This window comes from Cellulomonas dongxiuzhuiae (assembly GCF_018623035.1).
Lineage (GTDB): Bacteria > Actinomycetota > Actinomycetes > Actinomycetales > Cellulomonadaceae > Cellulomonas > Cellulomonas dongxiuzhuiae.
This window is the reverse complement of the sequence record NZ_CP076023.1, coordinates 2,401,605-2,417,072: the sequence shown is the minus strand read 5'-3', so window position 1 is coordinate 2,417,072 and position 15,468 is coordinate 2,401,605. Positions and strand designations below refer to the sequence as shown.

Annotated in this window: 14 protein-coding genes; 3 read left to right on the top strand and 11 right to left on the bottom strand. The window is 73.8% G+C overall.

Annotation, left to right across the window (positions count from 1 at the left end; genetic code table 11):
* Positions 1–20: 20 nt before the first annotated feature.
* Genes KKR89_RS10795 through KKR89_RS10770 form a run of 6 tightly spaced genes read right to left on the bottom strand, consistent with a single transcriptional unit; the run spans position 21 to position 7,433 of the window.
* Positions 21–689, bottom strand: a complete 669-nt coding sequence (locus KKR89_RS10795; protein ID WP_208195349.1) for a response regulator transcription factor — start codon at positions 687–689, stop codon at positions 21–23.
* Between the two features lie 47 nt (positions 690–736).
* Complete coding sequence (locus tag KKR89_RS10790; protein WP_208195348.1) at positions 737–2,002, bottom strand: cation:proton antiporter; 1,266 nt, start codon at positions 2,000–2,002, stop codon at positions 737–739.
* Positions 1,999–3,336 (bottom strand): cytochrome P450, encoded by a 1,338-nt coding sequence (locus tag KKR89_RS10785; protein ID WP_208195347.1) that lies wholly within the window; start codon positions 3,334–3,336, stop codon positions 1,999–2,001. The genes KKR89_RS10790 and KKR89_RS10785 overlap by 4 nt, the downstream gene beginning before the upstream one ends.
* Positions 3,333–4,373 carry an alpha-hydroxy acid oxidase gene (locus tag KKR89_RS10780; RefSeq protein WP_208195346.1) on the bottom strand — a complete coding sequence of 347 codons (1,041 nt, stop codon included), beginning with the start codon at positions 4,371–4,373 and terminating at the stop codon, positions 3,333–3,335. Before KKR89_RS10780 ends, KKR89_RS10785 begins: the two co-directional genes overlap by 4 nt.
* A gap of 1 nt (position 4,374) precedes the next feature.
* Positions 4,375–5,928 carry an NAD(P)-binding domain-containing protein gene (locus KKR89_RS10775; protein WP_208195345.1) on the bottom strand — a complete coding sequence of 518 codons (1,554 nt, stop codon included), beginning with the start codon at positions 5,926–5,928 and terminating at the stop codon, positions 4,375–4,377.
* Positions 5,925–7,433 (bottom strand): aromatic amino acid ammonia-lyase, encoded by a 1,509-nt coding sequence (locus tag KKR89_RS10770; protein WP_208195344.1) that lies wholly within the window; start codon positions 7,431–7,433, stop codon positions 5,925–5,927. Before KKR89_RS10770 ends, KKR89_RS10775 begins: the two co-directional genes overlap by 4 nt.
* 62 nt (positions 7,434–7,495) lie before the next feature.
* On the opposite strand from KKR89_RS10770, the gene KKR89_RS10765 reads away from it, so the two are divergent.
* Positions 7,496–8,968 carry a class I adenylate-forming enzyme family protein gene (locus tag KKR89_RS10765; protein ID WP_208195343.1) on the top strand — a complete coding sequence of 491 codons (1,473 nt, stop codon included), beginning with the start codon at positions 7,496–7,498 and terminating at the stop codon, positions 8,966–8,968.
* A gap of 15 nt (positions 8,969–8,983) precedes the next feature.
* On the opposite strand, the gene KKR89_RS10760 is transcribed toward KKR89_RS10765, so the two are convergent.
* The 4 genes from KKR89_RS10760 to map form a co-directional block, all read right to left on the bottom strand.
* A complete protein-coding gene (locus KKR89_RS10760) occupies positions 8,984–9,901 on the bottom strand; it encodes a DUF817 domain-containing protein (RefSeq protein ID WP_372438501.1) in 918 nt (305 codons plus the stop codon).
* 120 nt (positions 9,902–10,021) lie between these two features.
* A complete protein-coding gene (locus tag KKR89_RS10755; RefSeq protein ID WP_208195342.1) occupies positions 10,022–11,119 on the bottom strand; it encodes a fatty acid desaturase family protein in 1,098 nt (365 codons plus the stop codon).
* 139 nt (positions 11,120–11,258) lie between these two features.
* Positions 11,259–12,050 (bottom strand): polyphosphate--glucose phosphotransferase, encoded by a 792-nt coding sequence (gene ppgK, locus KKR89_RS10750; RefSeq protein ID WP_208195341.1) that lies wholly within the window; start codon positions 12,048–12,050, stop codon positions 11,259–11,261.
* Complete coding sequence (gene map, locus KKR89_RS10745; protein ID WP_208195340.1) at positions 12,047–12,919, bottom strand: type I methionyl aminopeptidase; 873 nt, start codon at positions 12,917–12,919, stop codon at positions 12,047–12,049. Before map ends, ppgK begins: the two co-directional genes overlap by 4 nt.
* Positions 12,920–12,977: 58 nt before the next feature.
* On the opposite strand from map, the gene KKR89_RS10740 reads away from it, so the two are divergent.
* On the top strand, positions 12,978–13,145 hold the full coding sequence (locus KKR89_RS10740) for an SPOR domain-containing protein (protein ID WP_191782145.1): 168 nt from the start codon (positions 12,978–12,980) through the stop codon (positions 13,143–13,145).
* Between the two features lie 42 nt (positions 13,146–13,187).
* On the opposite strand, the gene panB is transcribed toward KKR89_RS10740, so the two are convergent.
* The gene (gene panB / locus KKR89_RS10735; protein ID WP_208195339.1) at positions 13,188–14,009 is read right to left on the bottom strand and encodes a 3-methyl-2-oxobutanoate hydroxymethyltransferase; all 822 of its coding nucleotides are present in this window, start codon (positions 14,007–14,009) and stop codon (positions 13,188–13,190) included.
* A 119-nt stretch (positions 14,010–14,128) separates the two neighbouring features.
* On the opposite strand from panB, the gene KKR89_RS10730 reads away from it, so the two are divergent.
* Positions 14,129–15,466, top strand: coding sequence for a glutamine synthetase family protein (locus KKR89_RS10730; RefSeq protein ID WP_208195338.1), 1,338 nt, complete (start codon positions 14,129–14,131; stop codon positions 15,464–15,466).
* Positions 15,467–15,468: the final 2 nt, after the last annotated feature.

Here is a 15,468-nt window from a genome sequence, read left to right as displayed (position 1 = left end):
CTCCTCGTCGCTCCCCGGCCTCACAGCGTGCCCAGCCGGTAGCCGGTGCCGTGGACCGTCGCGACGGCCGCGCGGCCCAGCTTGCGGCGCAGGTAGTAGACGTAGGTGTCGACGATCGACGCGGCCTCGGTGTCGGCGAACACCGTGCGGCGCAGCTCGTTGCGCGTGTGGACGGCCGTCGGACGCTCGGCGAGCGCCTGCAGCAGGGCGTGCTCGCGGGTCGACAGGTCGACGGCGCGGCCGTCCGCGAGCACGACCTGGCGGGTGACGAGGTCGAGGGTCGCGTCCCCGACCGCCAGGTGCGTGTCCGCCTCGTCGACGCGGCGGCACAGCGCGCGGATCCGGGCGCTGAGCTCGTCCAGCTCGAAGGGCTTGACGAGGTAGTCGTCGGCCCCCGCGTCGAGGCCGGCGACGCGGTCGGCGACCGTCCCCAGCGCCGTGAGCACCAGCGCGCGTGCGCTGACGGCCCGCGCGCGCAGGCGCTGGAGCATGTCGAGCCCGTCGACGGCGGGCAGGCGGCGGTCGACCACGAGCACGTCGTACGGGCGGGTGAGCCCCAGGTGCAGGCCGCGGTGGCCGTCGCGCGCCTGGTCGACGACGTAGCCCTCGTCGGTCAGGACCTCGGCCAGCATGTCGTTGAGCTCCCGGTCGTCCTCGACGACGAGGAGGCGGTGCGTTCGTCCGGACATGTCTCGACAATGGCACACCTCGTGTGACTTGAGTAACACCTGTCTCGTCACAGGGCGATCCGGGCGGGCTCGGCCGGAGCCGGCTCGGCCTCGGCGGGCGGGTGCCGACGCTCGACCCACGTCAGCAGCGGGCTCGTCATGATCGTCGTCACGAGGGCGACGAGCACGAGGACCGTGAACAGCGCCGGCCCGACGATCCCCGCCTCGAGCCCGATGTTCAGCGCGATGAGCTGCATGAGCCCGCGCGCGTTCATGAGGGACGCCACGCGCAGCGCCACGCCCTGGGGCTCGCCGCGGCGGCGTGCGGCGAACCAGCACGCGCCGAACTTGCCGGCGATCGCGACCAGCACGCACGCGACGGCGAACAGCAGGACCGCCGGCTCGGTGAACAGCCCGAACTGCGTGTTGAGCCCCGAGTACGTGAAGAACAGCGGGACGAGGACGCCCGTCACGGGCGTGAGCGCACCGACCACGCGGTCCGCGGCCGGCACGCGTGGCACCGCGAGCCCCAGCGCGAACGCGCCGAAGACCGCGTAGAGCCCGATCTCGTCGGTGAACCACGCGGCGGCGAACAGGACCGCGACCGTGCCGAGCAGGCGCGCGTGGTCGTCGACGCGCGTGGTCGTCATGAGCCGCAGCATGCCGGGCCGGGCGACGAACCACACGAGGGCGACGAACACCAGCGCGCCGCCCACGGTCAGCAGCGCCGGGCCGGCGCTGCCCGTCGCGGCCGCCAGCACCACGGCCAGGAGCACCCACGCGACGACGTCGTCGACCGCGCCGCTGGCCAGGGCGATCGAGCCGTGGCGCGTGCCGGCCTGGCCGCGCTCGGTGATGATGCGCGCGAGCATCGGGAACGCCGTGATGGCCAGCGCGACGCCGACGAACGCCGCGACCACCCCCACCGGCACGCCGTCGGGGCGCAGCGGCACGAGGCCGTCGACCGCGAGCACGAGCGCGGCGCCGAGCACCAGGGGGGCCGTGACGCCCGCGAGCGAGACTGCGGCCGCCGTCCGGGTGAGGCCGGCCGCACCGTGCGTCGAGAACGCGTACCCGGCGTGGAACATCAGCAGGACCAGGCCGATCTGCCCGACGACGAACAGCACGGGCCGCAGGTCGTCCGGGAACAGGGCCTGCTGGGCGCCCGGCAGGAGCAGCCCGAGCAGCGACGGGCCCAGCAGGACGCCGGCGACCATCTCGCCGACGACGGGCGGCTGCCCGACGCGTCCCAGCACCCAGGACACGCCCCGGCAGACCAGGAGGATGACGACGACCGCGAGGAAGAACCTCGGTGCGAGCTCGACGGGTGTCATGCGCGGACCTCCGCGAAGTAGGTGGTGCAGGGCTGGAGCCGGCGCGCCTCGAGCACCATCGCGGTGCCGAGGACGAGCTGTTGCACGGACCGGCCGACGTCGGCCCAGCGGTCCGCCAGGTGCAGGGCGGTGAGCCGGGTGCGTCCGGGGCCGGCCACGCCCACGGGCGTGAGGTACGCCGGTCCGCGGTTGGGCATCGAGCGGGTGTGCGCCGCCGTGGACGTGACGTCGTAGCGGCGCAGGACCTCGCGCAGCACCGCGCGCAGCATGACGGGCGCGGACCCGCGTGCCGGGCACGCGCGGTTGGCGGTGACGCCGAACGGGATGAAGTGCGCGTCGTGGTGGCGCAGTGTGCGCCACCGCTCGGGGTCGAACACGTCGTCGTCCGCCTCGCCCGTGCGCTGGTACGCCAGGTAGTTGAACAGCAGCACCGAACCGGTGGGCAGCGTGACGTCGTCGTCGACGCGGATCGGCGCCGACGTGATGCGGTGGGCGACACCGAACAGCGGGTGCACCCGCAGCGTCTCGTCGACGATGCGGTCGAGCGCGTCGTCGTCGTCGACCTGGTCCCGCGCGGGCGCGTAGGCGCCGGCGCACAGCAGGACGTGCGCGGCGGCCTCGGACATCTGGACCACCGCGGTGTTGAAGAACGCGCCCTGCAGGTACCAGGCCGTCTCCTGCGCCGTGAACGGGGGCGGCAGCACCACGGGGCACGTGCCGTCCTCGACGCGCTCGCGGAGGTACGTGGTGAGGCGGTCGCGGCGGTCCATGTGCCGCAGGCTCGTGCCCTTGAGGGCGGTGACCACGTCGTCGGCGTTGGCCACGACCAGGTCGCGCGCGGCGGGCGGGCACGACTCGTCGAACACGAGCTCGTGGTAGACCTCCGCCCACACGGGCATGAGGAGGTCGCGCAGGCGGACGAGGCTCGCGCGGTCGTCGGGCAGGGCGTCGAGCGCGCGGCGGGCGGCGGCGGTCGCGAGCTCGTCGCTGCGCGCGTGCCGCACCGCCAGGACCTGGCGCGTCGTGCGGGCCACGGTGCGGTACCGCTCGCCCGGCTCGAGGTGCTCCTGGTGCATGTGCGCGCCGGGCGCCAGCCAGTACCAGAACAGGTCGGACAGGCCGGCGCCGGCGCTGCGCCCGTCGGCGGCCGGGTCGGAGTAGACCCGCTCGAAGTGCTCGGCGCCGACGAGCGGGCCGGGGACGGGGATGCCCTCGCTGCCGTTGACCCGCGCGAACACGCGCTCGCGCAGCCGGACGACGACCCGCGGCAGCCAGCGCGGCAGCGTCCACGCCACGACCAGGCCGGCCGCGACGGCCGCGATGACGGGGCTCACGGGATCGTCACCAGGTCGGGTCCCAGATCGCCCGGTCGGTGCGCTCCGACCAGGGCCATGGCGTGCGCGAGCCCGTCGGTCAGGTCCTCCAGGGCCTCCTGCACGCCGTCCGCGCCGCCGCGTGCGAGCCCCCACAGCACCGGGCGGCCGACCATGACGGCGTCGGCGCCCAGCGCCAGCGCGACGAGGGCGTCCGTGCCGCTGCGCACGCCGCCGTCGAGCAGCACCGGTACGCGGCCCGCGACCGCCGCGACGACCGCGGGCAGCGCGTCGAGGGTGCTCACCGCCCCGTCGAGCTGTCGCCCGCCGTGGTTGGAGACGACGATCCCGTCGACGCCGTGCTCGACGGCCAGCCCGGCGTCGGCGGGGTGGAGCACCCCCTTGACCAGGAGCGGCAGCGACGTGGTGCCGCCCAGCCACGCGACGTCGTCCCAGCCGAGGTCCGGGTCGACGACGAGGTCCCGCACACGCCCGTCGGCGTCGCGCAGGTTCTCGCACACGAGGCCGGCGGGCAGCTCGGTGAACCGGTGCCGCGCGTCGCGCGCGTGCCGTCCCCGCACGGGGGAGTCGACCGTCAGGACGAGCGCCCGGCAGCCGGCGGCGGCGGCGCGCGCGGCGACCGCCGCCGTGAACGCCCGGTCCGGCTGCAGGTAGAGCTGGAACCACAGCGCGGCTCCCGTCGCGGCGATCTCCTCGACCGCGGTCGTCGCCATCGTGCTCACGGTCAGCAGGCCGCCGGCCGCGCGCACGCCGGTCGCGGTCGCGACCTCGCCGGCACGGTGCGCGAGGCGGTGGAACGCGGTGGGCGCCACGACCACGGGAGCCGCGAGCCGCACGCCCGGCAGGTCGGTCGTCAGGTCGACCGGCCCCGGTCCGCGCAGCACCCGCGGGACGAGCCGGCGGCGCGCGAACGCGTCCTCGTTGCCCGTCAGCGTGCGCTCGTCGCCGGCGCCGCCCGCGAGGTAGTCGAAGTGCACGGGGTCGAGCACCGCGCGCGCACCGCGCTCGGCCTCCCGCGCCCCGACCGACGGGCCCACGTCAGCGCCCCGCGAGCGCGCCGGCCACGAACGCCTCGAGCGGTGCGACGTGCGCGTCGGGCCGGTCCCACCGGTTCTCCAGGTTCTCCGCGAGGTGGTGGGTGGCGACGTGCTCGCCCCGTCGGTGGTGGCGGACGACCGGGTGCAGGTACGCGGCGTCGTGCGCCACGCCGGGCACGTCCTGCGCGATGCGGTTCACTCTCACGTCGAACGGGTCGACCTTGTCGTGGTCGGGGCCGTACTCGAGCGTGACGACGAACGCGTCGTCGTCGTGACCGTCCGGACCCAGGCCGACGCGACCGTGGTAGGCCACCGGCACCTCCTCGTGGTACCGCGCCGCACCGTCCGTCACCGCGACGACGTCGGCCAGCACCCCGAACTGCTGCCACAGCGCCGACGTGCGGTTGACGCGCTCGACCACGGCCGCCGTGATCGCGGCGGGCGTCGGGTCGACGGGCACCGACGGCCACGGCTCGCCGCCGTAGCGCCGTTCCAGGACGCGGTGCAGGGCCCGCACGGCGTACCGGAAGCCGTGGACGAACCCGTTGGTCGAGTGCGTGAAGTCGCGCTGCTGGCTGAGCGTGCCGGCGAAGAACAGGCCCGGCACGTCGACCGACTCCCACTCGTCGGTCTGGGCGGGGAACCGGCCGCCGATCGCGAGCGCGGGCCGGCACGTCTCGTCGAACACCGAGGCGTCGAACGCGAAGCCGGTGCACGCCAGGACGCGGTCGTAGTGCAGCACGCGGGTCTCGTCGGCACGCGTGAAGCGGAACGTCACCGCCAGGCCCTCGTCGTCCCGCTCGATGCGCTCGACCGTGCCGTCGAGCACGGCGTTGGCCGACTTGAGCTGGTAGGTGTCGAGGAAGTTGTTGTTCACGGCGCGCAGGTGGCCGACGTAGTGCGTGCGCCACGCGAGGCGCACGGAGTCGGGCCCGGCGACGTGGATGGTGGTCGTCGTCTCCATGAGGGCGTCGGCCGTCTCGAACGCCGAGTTGCCCTTGCCGATGATGAGGACCCGCTGGTCGAGGTAGTCCTCGGGGTCGACGGGCATGGTGTCGTAGCCCTCGGCGAGCTCGAAGCCGGGGATGGGCGGGCGGTGCAGCCGGCTGACGCCCGTGGCGACCACGACCGAGCGCGCCGTCAGGACGTCGCTGCCGACCTGCACCTCGAAGACGTCGTTGCCGCGCGACACGCGTGAGACGGCGGCGCCGTACCGCACGCGCACCTTGGAGCGCTCGGCGAAGTCCGCGAGGTACTGCACCATGACGTCGGCGTCGGGGAAGTAGCGGTCGGTGTAGCGCGTGAACCGCAGGTCCGGGTCGTCGCTCAGCAGGGAGTTCCAGTCGAGCCGCAGGTTGAGCTCGGGGTCGTCGCTACCCGTGCGCGGCTTGTTGATCGAGATGAGCCGGCGGTGCCGCGGGTAGCGCGTGAAGAACGAGCCGGGGACGTCGGCGCGGTCTACGACGAGGTAGTCGCGCCGGCCGTCGGCCTCGAGCAGCGCGCCGAGCTGCAGGCCCGCGGGGCCGGCTCCGATGACGAGGTGGTCGAGGGTCATGGCTGGTCCTCCGGGTCGGTGGTCAGGACGACGTGCGTGGCGGTGCGCACGTCCTGCTGGAGCGGGCGGTCGGGGTCGACGGGACGCACGGCGGCGCTGAGCGCGGACAGCAGCGCGGCCGACGCGGGCGCGCTCGGTGACCGGGCGCCGACGTGGGAGGCCTGGCGCAGCCCCAGGGCGAGCGAGCCGACGAGCAGGTGCAGGACCTCGACGCCGTCGAGCGAGCGCAGTGCGGCCTGCGTGCCGAACGGCACCACGTCCTGCGTGCGCAGGTTGGTCGACAGCGACTGCATGCTCGCGGGGGTCGCGTCCCGGCGGAGCTCGGCGACCAGGGCGGTCGACGCGAGCTGCACGCCCTGGAGCCCGTGCTGGAGGCCCGGGCCCGCCGCGAGCATCGGTGGCAGGCCGCCGTTGCGCACGGGGTCGACGAGCAGGTCGAGCTGACGTTCGGCGAGGTTGCCGAGCTGTGCGGCGACGAGCGCGAGCAGGTCGGCGGCGAACGCCGCGGGCTGACCGAAGAAGTTGCCCCCGTGGACGATCTTGTCGTCCTCGGGGAACAGCAGCGGGTTGTCGCTGACCCCGGCGAGGTCCGCGGTGACGACGTCCTCGACGTACCGCAGGGCGTCGTGGGCGGCACCGAGCAGCTGGGGGGTGCAGCGGATCGAGTAGGGCTCCTGCAGCGCGCGGGTGCCGGACGGCACGAGGCCCCCCAGGAGCTCGCGCATGCGCACGCCGACGACGGCAGCACCCGGGTGGGCGTACCGGTCCAGCAGGTCGACGTCGGTGAACTGCGCGTCGCAGCCGAGCAGGTCCGTGAGGAGGCACGCGAGCCGCACGAGCGCACCGTGGGCCGCGCGCACGCCGTCGAGCGCGAGCGCGAGCGCGGCGGTGGTCAGCGACGTGCCGTTGACCAGGGCGAGGGCGTCGCGCCCGTCGAGGCGCAGGGGGGTCAGCCCGGCGGCGTCGAGCGCGTCGGCGGCCGGCATGCGTCGTCCCTCGACGTCGGCCTCGCCGTCGCCGCGCAGCGCGGCGGCGACGGCCGCCAGCGGCACGAGGTCGCCGCTGGCACCGACGGACCCCCACCGCGGCACGACGGGGGCGAACGTGGTCCCGAGCATGGCGGCGAGGGCGTCGAGCACGTGGGGCGCCACGCCCGACGCGCCCTGCGCGAGCGACCGGGCCCGGACCAGCACGGTCGCCCGGACGAGCGCCGCGGGGAGCGTCGGGCCCTGACCGGCACCGAGGTGCGCGAGCGTGTTGTCGGCCTGGTCCCGGCCGTCGGACCGGCCCCGGAAGCCGACGAGCGCCCCGAAGCCCGTCGTGCGGCCGTAGACGGCGCGGCCGTCCGCGACCGCCGTGTCCAGGAACGCCCGTGCCGCGCCGGTGCGCTCGCGTGCCTCGAGCGGGACGACGACGTCGATCGGGCCGGCGGCCGCCACCAGGTGGCGGGTCCGCAGAGGGGAGGCGAGGTCGACGCGGGTCCTCAGCGCGGCACGGGTGTCCATGGCGTCGACGGTAGGTAGTTGATCTCAAAACTATGTGAGATGCGTCACCTAACGTCGCCGGCATGACGCACGACGCGACGACCCACGGGGGACGCGCGGCGCTCTGGCCGCAGCCGGTGCTCGACCTGCTGGCGCGCGACCCGGACCGACCGGTCTTCGAGGACGGCGACCGGGTCGTGGGTGCCCAGGAGATGGGTGACGCCGTCGCCCGCGTCGTGGCGGGGCTGCGCGCGGCGGACGTCGGCCCGGGGGTGGGCGTCGCGCTCGACCTCGGCGTGGCGCCCGAGGCGTTCGCGGCGACCCTCGCGTCCTTCGCCGTGGGTGCGCGGGTCTGCGGGCTGCCGCCCGGGCTCGCCCCGGAGCAGCGTGCCGCCCTGCTGGCACGCGCCGACATCGCCCTCGTCGTCGACGACGACCGGCTCGCGCACCTCATGACGTCGCCGCCCGCCGCGTCGGTGGTGGCCGCCGGACGGCCCGACGACGTGGCACGCGTCACCTGGACCAGTGGCACCAGCGGCCGCCCCAAGGGGTGCGTGCAGACCTACGCCTCGATGAGCGCCGCCTGGGCACCGCACCCCGAGCAGTGGCCGCCCGCCGTCGCCGCGCTGGCGCCGCGGCTGCAGCGCTACCTCGTCGTCGGGCCCCTGAGCAGCCAGGTGGTGCTCGAGTACGGCGTGCTCGCCCTGGCCGCGGGGGGCGTCCTGGTCGCGGCGCGGCCGCCCGGCTTCCCCGACGCGATCGTGCGGCACCGCGCGACCGCGAGCGTCATCACGGTCGGCCGGCTCCACCAGCTCGTGCGCGCGCAGCGCGAGCACCCGGCGGACCTGTCGACCCTGCGGGCGCTGCTCGTCTCCGGGTCACCGCTCGCGCCGTCCCGCCTCGCCGAGGCCCTCGACGTGCTGGGACCCGTCGTGTTCCACGGGTACGGCCAGACCGAGACGGGGATGATCGCGATGGCCACGCCCGGCGAGATGCTGGAGAACCCCGCCGTGCTCGCGTCCGTCGGACGCCCCCCGGCGGCCGTCGGGGTGCAGGTCCGGGACGGCGAGCTGCTGGTCCGCACACCGTCGCAGGCGTCGGCCTACTGGGACGACCCGCAGGAGACGGCCGAGGTCTTCGTCGGCGGCTGGGTGCGCACGCGCGACCTGGGTGGGCTCGACGCGGACGGCTACCTCCACCTGCGCGGCCGCGCGCGCGACGTGGTCATCGTCGACGCGCAGCTCGTGCACGCGGGGGCCGTCGAGCGCGTCCTCGCGCAGGACCCCGCCGTGGCCGAGGCGTACGTCGCGGCCCGTCCCGACGACGACACGGGGGAGGCCGTCCACGCGTGGGTCGTGCCGGCCCACGGGTCCGTCCCGGACGTCGACGCGCTGCGGGAGCGTGTCGCGCGCGCGCTCGGCGCCGTCGCCGTGCCCCGCAGCGTCACCCTGGTCGACGGGGTCCCGCTCACGCCTGCCGGGAAGCCCGACAAGTCCGCGCTGCTCGCCCCCGACCTCGCGCCCCTGGGCTCGCACCTCGCGTCACCGCCGGCGTGACGCGCGCCGACGGGTTCACCCGCCGGGAGCCGCGACGCGGTCGCGGTCGTCCGGACGCCTCGGCGGGTACACCCAGGCGACGAGCACGACCGAGATGATCATGAGCAGGAACCACGCGACGAGCTTGGTGCCGCCCACGACGTGCCAGCCGTCGACCTGCGACGGGTAGAGCCACGCGCCGGCGAACGTCGCGACGTTCTCGGCGACCCAGATGAACGTCGCCACCAGCGCGAACGCCGCCAGGATCGGCATGCGCGGACGTGCCGCGTGCACGCGGAAGTGCATGACGGTGCGGCCGTACACGGCGACCACGGCCGCCAGCAGCACCCAGCGCGCGTCGGCGAACCAGTGGTGCGTGAAGAAGTTGACGTAGATGCCCGCCGCGAGCAGGGCCGTGAGCACGCGGCGCGGGTACCGGTCGAAGCGCAGGTCGAAGATGCGGAAGACGCGGACCAGGTACGAGCCGACGGCACCGTACATGAACCCCGAGAAGAGGGGCACCGCGCCGATCCGCAGGACGCCCTCCGCGGCGTACGACCACGAGCCCGCGTCCGTCTTGAAGAGCTCCATCACGGTCCCCACGACGTGGAACAGGAGCACCACCCGCAGCTCGCGGACCGTCTCGAGGCGGGTCACGAGCATGACGACCTGCAGCGCCAGCGCTGCGAGCGTCAGCGCGTCGTTGCGGACGAGCCACGCGTCGTCGGGGTACCAGAACCGGGCGACGAGGAGGACGCCCAGCAGCAGGCCGCCGAACAGGCACGCCCAGCCCTGCTTGAGGACGAACACCGCGAGCTCGACGAGTCCGGCGCGGACGCTGCGGACGCGCAGGCGGGCCAGCCGGGCGCGGGCCCAGCCGTCGATGCGTTCCTCGACGACCGTGAGCTCGCGCGCGCCGGGCCGGGGGAGGGACAGACGCAGGTCGCGGAGCACGTCGCCATCCCACCGCGACGCTGCGGCGGGCGGGCGTGTTCCGTGGTCGGTTTCCCGGTGGGACCTGTGCAGATCCTGTGCGGCGCCCGACGCTGGGCGCCGCACAGGATCAGCGCGGGATCAGCGCGTGGAACGCGCCCGGTACCGCTGGACCATGGGGCAGTCGAAGGGGTCACGAGCCGACAGGCCGACGCGGTTGAGGTACTGGACCACGAGCGCGTAGGACCGTACGAGCGACGTCTCGGTGTACGGCATGCCGACGCTCTCGCAGTGCGCGCGCACGATCTTGCGCGCTCGGGCCAGGTGCGGCCGCGGCATGTTGGGGAACAGGTGGTGCTCGATCTGCGCGTCGAGGCCGCCCATGAGCATCGTGACGGTCATGCCGCCGCCGATGTTGCGGGACGTGAGCACCTGCTTGGACAGGAAGTCGAGCCGGCTGTCGGCCGGGATGATCGCCATGCCCTTGTGGTTGGGGGCGAAGGACGCACCCATGTACACGCCGAAGACGGCGAGCTGGACCGCGAGGAACGCCGCGGCCATGCCGAGCGGCAGAGCCCACAGCACGAGGGCCGCGTAGATGCTGAGCCGGGCCGTGAGGATCACGAGCTCGAGCGTGCGCGCCCGCGACGCCGGTGCGGCGATGAGGCTCTTGTACGCGAGGACGTGCAGGTTGACTCCCTCGAGCGTCAGCAGCGGGAAGAAGAGCCAGCCCTGCTTGCGGGTGATGGCCGCCATGATCCCGCGCTGCTTCGCGGCGTCCTCCTCGAGGAAGGAGACGGTGTCCCACTCGATGTCGGGGTCCTTGCCGACGCGGTTGGGGTTCGCGTGGTGGCGCGTGTGCTTGGTCATCCACCACGAGTGGCTGATGCCCACGACGCCGTTGGCCAGGACGCGGCCGAGCCGGTCGTTGGCCGGGCCCGTCAGCAGCACCTGGCGGTGCGAGGCCTCGTGCGCGACGAACGCGAACTGCGTGAGCACGAGCCCGAGGGCCGCGGCGACCAGGAGCTGCCACCAGGAGTGGCCGAGGAGCACGAACGCGGTGACCAGGCCGGCGAGGACGGTGGTCAGGCCGGCGAGCAGCGTGATGTAGAAACCGGGGGCGCGCTCGAGCAGGCCTGCCTCCCGCACCTGGGCGGACAGCTCGTGATAGCTGCCGGTCGCGGCCGCCTGACGGGGGCGCGTCGGGGCGGGGGGCGCGGATACGGGTGCAGCAGCCACATGACCTCCAGGGCTGATTCGACTTCCCAGCCGTGGGGGGAGCGGATGCTCGACGTGCGGATGGCCCTACCCTACGCGACCGTAGGTTTGCTGTCCCGGGATGCACGAGGTGAGTTGCGTACCGCGGCGAACCGGCAGATCAGACGGGTCCGCCCAGCGCCGCGAGCCGCGCGGCGCCGACGATACCGGCGGCGTTGCGCAGGCCCGCGGGGACGATCCGGGTGCGCAGGTCCAGCAGCGGCAGGAACTGCTCGTGCTTCTTGCTCACCCCGCCGCCGACCACGATGAGGTCGGGCCAGAACAGGTTCTCGACGACCGAGAAGTACCGCTGCAGGCGCTGCGCCCACTGCTCGAACGACAGGTCCTCGCGGTCCCGGGCGGCGTCCGACGCGCGGGACTCGGCGTCGTGCCCGTCGATCTCGAGGTGGCCGAGCTCGGTGTTCGGCACGAGGACGCCGTCGACGACCAGCGCCGACCCGATGCCCGTCCCCAGCGTCACGACCAGCACGACACCCGGCACGTCCTTCGCCGCGCCGTAGGCGACCTCGGCGTACCCGGCGGCGTCCGCGTCGTTCACGGCGAGCACCCGCCGGCCGGTCGCCTCGCCGACCGTCGCGGCCACGTCGGTGCCGATCCACGCGTCGTCGACGTTCGCCGCCGACTGCGCCACCCCGTGCAGGATCACGGCGGGGAACGTCACGCCGATCGGCACGTGCTTGTGGAGGTCGAAGGAGTCGACGACCTCGGCCACGGTCCGCGCGACCGCCTCCGGCGTCGCCGGCCGGGGAGTCGGGATCCGCACCCGCTCGCCGACGAACTCCCCGGAGCTCAGGTCGACGGGCGCGCCCTTGATGCCCGAACCACCGATGTCGATGCCGAACGCCGTGGCGACGTCGTCGTGCTTGTGCTTGTGCTTCGCGTCCTTGCTCATGGCAGCGTCAGGATCTCCGCTCCGGTGTCGGTGACCAGCAGGGTGTGCTCGAACTGCGCCGACCGGCGGCGGTCGGCCGTGACGACCGTCCACCCGTCGTCCCACATCTCCCAGTCCGCGGTGCCCAGGTCCAGCATCGGCTCGATCGTGAAGACCATGCCGGGCTCGATGAGCGTGGCGTACTGCGGTGCGGCGTCGTAGTGCGGCACGACGAGCCCGGTGTGGAACGCCGGCCCGACGCCGTGCCCCGTGAAGTCCCGCACGACGCCGTAGCCGAAGCGTGCCGCGTACCTCTCGATGACGCGACCGATGACGTTGATCTCGCGCCCCGGGCGCACGGCCGTGATGGCGCGCTGCAGGGCCTCGCGCGTGCGTTCCACGAGCAGGCGCGACTCCTCGTCCACGTCACCGGCGAGGAACGTCGCGTTGTTGTCGCCGTGCACGCCGCCGATGTAGGCGGTGACGTCGATGTTGACGATGTCGCCGTCCTCGACGACCGTCGAGTCGGGGATGCCGTGGCAGATCACCTCGTTCACCGACGTGCACAGCGACTTGGGGAAGCCGCGGTACCCGAGCGTCGACGGGTAGGCGCCGTGGGCGACCAGGAACTCGTGGCCGATGGCGTCGAGCTCGTCGGTCGTCACCCCGGGGGCGACGTGCCGGCCGACCTCCTGGAGCGCCTGCGCGGCGACGCGGGCCGCGACGCGGACGCGGGCCACCGTGTCGTCGTCGAGCACGTCGGGCCCGCGCCAGGGCGCCGGCAGCGGCTTGTCGACGTACTCGGGACGGGGGATGTGCGCGGGGACGGGACGTCGCGGGCTGACCTGCCCGGGGACGAGCACCGTGCGCGACGAGTGGACCGACGGCATGACTGGCAGTCTACGTAGCGGCGGGGCTGCACGGCCCGCCGGGACGAGAGGAGCCGAGGTGACCGAGTACTTCTACAACACCCGGACCAACCAGGTGGAGGAGGGGCGCCAGAGCGACTGGTCGCAGCTCATGGGTCCCTACGCCACCCGTGAGGAGGCGGCGCAGGCGCTCGAGAGGGCACGCGCGCGCAACGACGCCTGGGACGCGCAGGACCTGGAGCGCTGAGCGGGCGCGTCCGGCCACGGCGTCGTGGCCGGACGCGCGGGCTCACGCGTCGAACGCGTGGCCGGCGGCCGGGAACGTGCCCGAGCGCACCTCGTCGGCGTAGTCCCGCGCCGCGGCCGTCAGCGCCGCGCCGATCTCGCCGAAGCGCTTGGCGAACCGCGGGGTCCAGTCGCCCATGCCCGCCATGTCGACCCACACGAGCACCTGGCCGTCGCACTGCGGGCCGGCGCCGATGCCGATCGTGGGCACCCGGACGACCTCGGTGATGCGGGCCGCGACGGGGGCGGGCACCATCTCCAGCACGATCGCGACCGCACCGGCCTCCGTCACGGCGACCGCGTCCTGGCTGATCTCCTCGGCCGCGTGGCCTCGGCCCTGCACGCGAGGCCCACCCAGCGCGTTCTCCGACTGCGGCGTGTAGCCGAGGTGGGCCACGACGGGGATGCCGGCCTGGCTCAGCGCGCGGATCTGCGGCACCGACCGCTCGCCGCCCTCGAGCTTGACGGCGGCGACGCCCGTCTCCTTCATGACGCGCACGGCGCTCGCGAGGGCCTGCTCGGGGCCCGCCTCGTACGACCCGAAGGGGAGGTCGGCGACGACGAACGCGCGCCGGGCCGCACCCGCGACGGCGCGCGCGGCCACGATGATCTCGTCGAGCGTCACGGGCAGGGTGGTGAGGTGCCCGTGCATGGTGTTCCCCATGGAGTCGCCGACGAGCAGCATGTCGATGCCGGCCTCGTCGAAGATGCGCGCCGTGACGGCGTCGTAGGCGGTCAGCATGGTCAGCCGCTCACCGCGCTCCTTGGCGGCCTGCAGGTGGTGCACGCGTACGCGGCGGGGTGTCGGGGCGTCACTGGTCGACATGCTGCGAGCCTATCCATGGGCCGTCCCGGGTGGCTGTGGCACCGCCCCGCACGACTCGCGCTGCGCCACCTGCGGGACGAAGGCACCGGGAGGCCCGGTCATCAGGCAGGATGTACGCCATGGACAGGCAGCAGGAGTTCGTGCTCCGGACCGTCGAGGAGCGGGACATCCGCTTCATCCGTCTGTGGTTCACGGATGTGCTCGGGATGCTCAAGTCGGTCGCCGTCGCGCCCGCGGAGCTCGAGCAGGCGTTCAGCGAGGGCATCGGGTTCGACGGCAGCGCGATCGAGGGCCTCACGCGCGTGTACGAGGCCGACATGATCGCCAAGCCTGATCCGTCGACCTTCCAGATCCTGCCCTGGCGCGGCGAGCGGCACGGCACGGCACGCATGTTCTGCGACCTGCTGACGCCCGACGGCGAGCCGTCGCTCGCGGACTCGCGGTACGTCCTCAAGCGGGCGCTGGACCGCGCGAGCGACCGCGGCTTCACCTTCTACACGCACCCCGAGGTCGAGTTCTACCTCTTCGACGCGCCGGCGGACCCCGCCCGGCCGCTCGTGCCGGTCGACCAGGGCGGCTACTTCGACCACGTGCCGCGCGGCACCGCGCACGACTTCCGGCGCGCCGCGATCACCATGCTGGAGTCCATGGGCATCTCGGTGGAGTTCTCCCACCACGAGGCCGGTCCGGGCCAGAACGAGATCGACCTGCGGTACGCCGACGCGCTGACGACGGCGGACAACATCATGACCTTCCGCACGGTGGTCAAGGAGGTCGCGCTCGAGCAGGGCGTGTTCGCCTCCTTCATGCCCAAGCCGCTGGCGGACCAGCCGGGCTCGGGCATGCACACGCACCTGTCGCTGTTCGAGGGGGATCGCAACGCGTTCCACGAGGCCGGTGCGCCGCTCGAGCTCTCGAAGGTCGCGCGGTCGTTCATCGCCGGCCTGCTGACGCACGCGGCGGAGATCACCGCGGTGACCAACCAGTTCGTCAACTCCTACAAGCGGCTGTGGGGCGGCGCCGAGGCGCCGAGCTTCATCTGCTGGGGCCACAACAACCGCTCGGCGCTCGTGCGCGTGCCGATGTACAAGCCGGGCAAGGGCAACTCGAGCCGCGTGGAGTACCGCGCGGTGGACTCGGCCACCAACCCGTACCTGTCGTTCGCCATCCTGCTGGCCGCAGGCCTCAAGGGCATCGAGGAGGGGTACGAGCTGCCCGAGGGCGCCGACGACGACGTGTGGGAGCTGACCGACGCGGAGCGCAAGGCGCTGGGCATCGAGCCGCTGCCGACGTCCCTCGAGACCGCGATCGAGGTGATGCAGCGCTCCGAGCTGGTCGCCGAGACGCTCGGTGAGCACGTCTTCGACTACTTCCTGCGGAACAAGCGCCAGGAGTGGTCCGAGTACCGTGCGCAGGTCACGCCGTACGAGCTGCAGCGGTTCCTGCCGCTGATCTGACG